Annotated in this window: 6 protein-coding genes; 1 reads left to right on the forward strand and 5 read right to left on the reverse strand. The window is 71.9% G+C overall.

Features of this window, described 5'->3' with window-relative positions; translation table 11 throughout:
* From K6I33_RS31170 to K6I33_RS31185, 4 genes are all read right to left on the reverse strand, one after another.
* Positions 1-922, reverse strand: a 922-nt coding sequence (locus tag K6I33_RS31170) for a glycosyltransferase family 2 protein (protein ID WP_229357902.1), incomplete at its 3' end; no start/stop codon positions are given.
* A complete protein-coding gene (locus K6I33_RS31175) occupies positions 919-1740 on the reverse strand; it encodes a glycosyltransferase family 2 protein (protein WP_229357903.1) in 822 nt (273 codons plus the stop codon). The genes K6I33_RS31175 and K6I33_RS31170, both read right to left, overlap by 4 nt.
* Before the next feature lie 408 nt (positions 1741-2148).
* Positions 2149-3243, reverse strand: coding sequence for a GNAT family N-acetyltransferase (locus K6I33_RS31180; RefSeq protein ID WP_229357904.1), 1095 nt, complete (start codon positions 3241-3243; stop codon positions 2149-2151).
* 1 nt (position 3244) lies between these two features.
* Positions 3245-3598 carry a hypothetical protein gene (locus tag K6I33_RS31185; protein WP_229357905.1) on the reverse strand — a complete coding sequence of 118 codons (354 nt, stop codon included), beginning with the start codon at positions 3596-3598 and terminating at the stop codon, positions 3245-3247.
* A gap of 456 nt (positions 3599-4054) precedes the next feature.
* On the opposite strand from K6I33_RS31185, the gene K6I33_RS31190 reads away from it, so the two are divergent.
* A complete protein-coding gene (locus K6I33_RS31190) occupies positions 4055-4858 on the forward strand; it encodes an SGNH/GDSL hydrolase family protein (RefSeq protein ID WP_229357906.1) in 804 nt (267 codons plus the stop codon).
* 40 nt (positions 4859-4898) lie between these two features.
* Here K6I33_RS31190 and K6I33_RS31195 read toward each other — a convergent pair whose 3' ends face one another.
* Positions 4899-5315: a hypothetical protein gene (locus K6I33_RS31195; RefSeq protein WP_229357907.1), complete on the reverse strand. Its 417-nt coding sequence runs from the start codon at positions 5313-5315 to the stop codon at positions 4899-4901.
* Positions 5316-5463: the final 148 nt, after the last annotated feature.

A 5463-nucleotide genomic window follows, 5' to 3' on the forward strand; every position in this document is an offset into this window, starting at 1 on the left:
CCCCGGCCCGCCACGCGCCGCCCGGCCGGCCCAGCAGCGCGTCGCGCAGCCCGCGCGCGACACCGGCCGGCAGGACGCGGGTGGTGTAGCGGCGCTCGCTGGCGAGGCCCTCGCGGGCGCCCACGCTCCGGGCCACCAGGGCCTTGGACAGGCCCTCGGCGTACGCCCGGGTGCGGAAGTAGCGGAACCGCTCCCGGGCCGGCGGCACCCGGTGGTGGATCACCGAGCGGTCGTCGATGAGCAGCACGGCGTCCGGCAGCGCCCGGGTGAGCCGGATGCACAGCTCCGTCTCCTCCCCGCCCAGCGGCAGCCGTTGGCCGTCGCGCCCGATGCCGCTGGCGAAGCCCCCGACGACCTCCAGACCGGATTTCCGGAACGAGGCGTTCCCGCCGAGGACGTTGCGGACGGCCACCCTGCCCGGCGGCAGCCCCCGGTAGCTGCACCCGACCACCCAGTCGAACTCCTCCGGAAACCACGCGGGGCGGCGGCGGGAGGCCCAGACGGGCTGGGTCCGGCCGCCCACCGCCATCACCCGGGGATCGGCGTAGCCCTCGGCGAAGTGCAGCAGCCAGTCCCGCTCGGCCACCGCGTCGTCGTCGAGGAAGGCGATCACCTCGCCGGAGGCGGCCGCGACCCCGGTGTTACGGCCCGCCGACAGCCCGCGCGGGCCGGCGTTGGCCAGCACGCGTACCCGCTGGGCGCCCTCTTCCGCCCCCGCGCCGTCGTCGCCGTAGGTCTTGGCCAGGCGGCGCAGCAGCGCGGGGTTGTGGTCGACCACGAGCAGGGTCTCCAGCGCGGGGTAGGACTGGTCGCGCACCGAGGCCACCGCGGCGAGGATGTCGCCCCAGCGGTCCTCGGTGTACACGCAGATGACCACCGACACATCGGGCGTGCCGGTCCGTCCGTCGGGCACTGCGCTCAAGACACTTCCCCGCGGTTGGCCGCGGGCGCGAGGGCCAGCGGGCGGCGCCGCCGGGACCGCAGGCCGGTGCCGCGCTCACGGAGGATCACCTTCAGCACACGGATGCCGTCGCGCACGGCGCGCAGATTGCTCGTGCCGTGTATGCGGACGAACTCATGGCTGGGAATCTCCTGGACCCGCAGGCCGGCCTTGACCACTCTGATGTTCATCAGGGTCTCCACCTCGAAGCCGGCGCAGTCCAGGGCGATCTCGTCCAGGCAGCGCTTCCAGAACGCGTTGTAGCCGTAGCACAGGTCGGTGTACCGGGCGCCGAACTTGTGGTTGACCATGGACGTCAGCACCCGGTTGCCCAGCTTGCGGATCAGCGTCATGTCGTCGGTGCCGCCGCCGTTGGCGAAGCGGGAGCCCTTGGCGAAGTCGGCGCCGCCCACCAGCGCGGAGACATAGCTGACGATCTCCCCGCCGTCGGCCGAGCCGTCCGCGTCGACCATGACGATGATCTCGCCCGAACAGGCGGCGAAGCCCGTGATCAGGGCGTCGCCCTTGCCCTTTCCTCGTTGCTCGACGACCTTGACGCCCGGATACAGGTCGCGGGCGACACGAACGGTGTCGTCGGTGGAGTTGCCGTCGACCAGGACCACTTCGTGAATCCAGTCGGGAAGCGTCTTGAAGACGTAAGGAAGGTTCTCCGCCTCGTTCATGGCGGGAATGACGACGCTCACCGGTGGCGCTATCGCGAAGTGCGAGGTCACCGGCCGATAGCGGCCGGATGTCTCCGGATCCTCTTCACTGGCCGCCGGCCGAAGGAACGCACTCATGAGTTTCTTTCCCTCTCGTCCGGTGGACCGCCTGCCCCAGCGGTCCGATCGTGTGTCCGGTTCGAAAAGGGGGTACTCGACCTGGCCCCGAACGGCAGGAAACACCGTACGGAGAGGGCGAGTTGGCAAGTACACCGTGCCGCGCGGCAACGCGACCCGGCACGGTGGAACGGCCGAGCGCGGCACCCCCTGCCGCGCCCCGCGCCGGTCACCATCGCGACGCTGTGAAGCCCTCCCCGGAGCCGCTTAGAGAAGATGGGCCGATGCGGGTAGATGTACGACGGTATTGAAGCTTGAGTCCGTATGGCAAGAGGTGGGGCGGAGGCTCCTCCTTTGGTGTTATTTGCGCCTATGCAACCATTCGCAGGGACTTAACTATTGACGCCGTGTCCATGGCGGGCGGTTCCCTCAGCCGCCCGCCCGGATCCGTCCCATGCGCTTCAGCAGCCGGTCGGCCTGTTCGAACAGCTCCGGCCGCGCCAGCACCGTGTTGCGCAGCGCCCGCAGCGGCGCGCGCCGGGCCCGGTAACCCAGCGCCACCGGGTGGCGGCGGGTCACCCAGCCCTCGGAGACGCTGAGCTCGCGGGTCTTGAGGGAGTCCTTGTAGGACTTGCCGCCCCGCCCCAGGTCCAGATAGGCCAGCCCCTGCGCCGCGGCCCCCTCGGCCATCCGCATATGGAGTATCAGACCGGGGGAGTAGCGGCTGAACTCCGGGTCGTACGCCGGGAACCAGCACGCCAGCACCGTGGTCGAGCGCAGCCCGAAGTGGGCCGCGACCGGCCGCCCGGCCGCGTAGAGCACCGACAGCAGCCCGGCGAAGGACTCGGTGCGCGTATGGAACAGCTGCTCGACGAGGTGGGCTATCCACGGGCGCGCGAAGCGGTCCGCACGCCCTGTTCTTCGGTACTGCGCCGACTTCCAGCCGGTCAGCACCCGGAGCATCGCCGGGTCGCGCTCGTCGTGGACGTAGCGCACCTCGCCCAGGTCCCGGCCGAGCCGGCGCTCCTTGGCGAGCGTGGTGCGGGTGAACTTGGGCGACTGCTTGCGCAGCGCCGCGAGATACCGCTCGTACCCCTGGTCGACGTCGATGACCGGTGAGGCGAAGGACCCGGAGGCCGCCACCTCGAAGGGCTTCTGGCCCTCGACCAGGTGGTCGAACTCCCACAGGGAGAGGCCGCAGGCGAGCAGCAGCTCCCGGGTGTCCCACTGGAAGCCAGGGCGGTGCACCAGCCCCTGGGCGTCCGAGACCCCCAGCCCGATGGCCCGTCCCACACCCAGCGAGGTGCGCTGGAAGGGGAAGAACGCCACCGGCTCGCCCTCCTCCCGCACCACCGCGATCCGGATCCCCCGCCGGCAGCGCCCCATGGCGAGGGCGAACTCCGGAGCGAGGAAAGGATTCGCGAGCTGTGGTGAGCCGTCCGCGACGGCCCGCGCCTGCATCGCCGACCACACCGCCCGGTCGGCCGCCGTGAGCTCGCCGGGCCTGTACACGCTGATGTCCACGTCACGAAGCCCGACTTCTCGTGGCGCGGCCCCGGTGCCGCCGCGCGCGTGCCAGCAGGAACGCGAGGAGCAGGAGGACCGCGCTGACGGCCGCCACCGCGACCACGCCGCCCCGTACCGTCCAGGCGTGGAGCGCGAGCATGGTCTGGGCCACCAGCAGGTCGACCGCGACCGCCCCGCCGGTGGCCACCACGGCCCGGCTGAGGGGATCGAGCCCCCGCAGCGGGGCGGCCACCGCGCAGGCGGGCGCCACGATGAGGAAGAACAGCGCGAACGGGGCGCGCAGCGGCGAGGTGACGTCGGCGAGCGCCAGCGCGCCGCCCACCCCCGCGATGGCCGCTGCCACGCCCGCCATGACCGGCAGTGAATCCCGGGCGGCCGGACCCCCGTCGCGGCCGCTTCCCCCGTCCGTTCCCTCCGTGCCGTCACGTTCCGCCGGGTCGTCGAGTCCGGTGAGATCAGTAAAGCTCTGCATTGGCGACTTTGCCCCCCGAAGCGCCGGATGCCGGGCTTCAATGTCGCGCAATCGGCAAAGGCCCGTCAAGATGTGAAGGCCATGCGAAACAGCCCCCGACGGTCGTGACCGCCACAACCGGAGGCTGTCCGTCAGATGAACAGTGGGTGACGTGGTCCTACTGTCGGACCAGGCGTCAACTGACGGTCCGCAAACGCGGGTTGACGGCTCCGCTCCCGATCCTCCCATCCGGGTGACCCGTTGGCCAACCGGCCCGGATTTTTGGCATGGACACTTCCAGCGACATGGGGTCGCTGCTACCACGGAGATGGCAGAAACCCCTGCTAGGGAGATTCCATGAAACTGTCCCGGTTCGCGGGCGCCCTCTCCGCGCTGGCCCTCACCGCCGCCCTCGCCCTCGGCGGGGCCGGCGCCGCGCACTCTGCCGAACGCGCGTCAACCCCCGCCTACACAGCCCTCGGTGACTCCTACTCCTCCGGTCTCGGCGCCGGGGGCTACGACTCCGCCAGCGGTGACTGCAAACGCAGCACCAAGGCCTACGCGGCCCTCTGGGCCGCCGCCCACAAGCCGTCCAGATTCGACTTCAACGCCTGCTCCGGCGCCCGTACGGGTGATGTCATCGGCGAACAGCTCGGCTCGCTCAACGGCTCCACCGGGCTCGTCAGCATCACCGTCGGCGGCAACGACGCGGGCTTCGCCGACACCATGACCACCTGCGTCCTCGGCACCGACTCCGCCTGTCTGAGCCGGATCGACCGGGCCCGCGCCTACATCCGCGACGAGCTGCCCGCCAAGCTCGACGACGTCTACTCCGCCATCGGCGACCGCGCGCCCCAGGCCCAGGTCGTCGTCCTCGGCTACCCGCGCTTCTACCACCTCGGCGGGACGTGCGTCGGCCTGAGCGACACCAAACGGAAGGCCATCAACGGTGCCGCCGACCTGCTCAACTCCGTCACCGCCAAACGCGCGGCCGACCACGGCTTCGCCTACGGCGACGTCACGACCACGTTCACCGGCCACGAGCTGTGCTCGGGCAGCGCGTGGCTGAACAGCGTGCGGTTCCCCGTGAACGAGTCGTACCACCCGACGGCGTCGGGCCAGTCAGGCGGCTACCTGCCGGTGTTCGCCGCGGCGGCGTGACGGCTCCCGGAGGAGCCGGCGACGCCGGCCCCTCCGGCGCTCAACCGCTCGTACCGCCGTACCCGCCCGGGTAGCCCGACGGGCTCGCCGAGCCGGACGCCGACGGGGAGGCGCTCCCCGGCGACGACGCCTTCTGGCACGTCACCGTGAAAGGAACGTGCCGCGACACCCCCGCCCCCTTCACCTCCAGCGCGATCCAGTCCTTCTCCGGATCCCCCGCCCGGTGCGCCGTGTCCGTGTGCGAGAGGACCTTGCTCCGCTCCCCGGCGCCGAGGCGCGCCGTCCGCCAGCCGCCGTCCGTGACGTTCCCGCTGCCCGTCACCCAGCGGTAGGTGACGTCGGCGGGGGAGCGGTCCACCGCGACGGCGGCCTGGAAGGCGGGGGCCGCGTCGCCCGGCGGCGGGCAGGGGCCGGAGTAGCGGTCGCGCAGGGCGACGATGGTGATGGTGATGTTCACCGGGGCCGTACCGCCGGAGGAGCCCGAAGGGCCCGGAGCGGACGAGGCGGGCGGCGACGCGGCGGCCGACGCCGTCGTGCGCCCGCTGTCCTGGGGCGCGGGCGCCGCCCCCGCGTTCTTGTCGCTCCCGGTGGCCGCGCCCCAGGAC

Source organism: Streptomyces sp. UNOB3_S3 (assembly GCF_020740895.1).
In the GTDB taxonomy this organism is placed as follows: Bacteria; Actinomycetota; Actinomycetes; order Streptomycetales; family Streptomycetaceae; genus Streptomyces.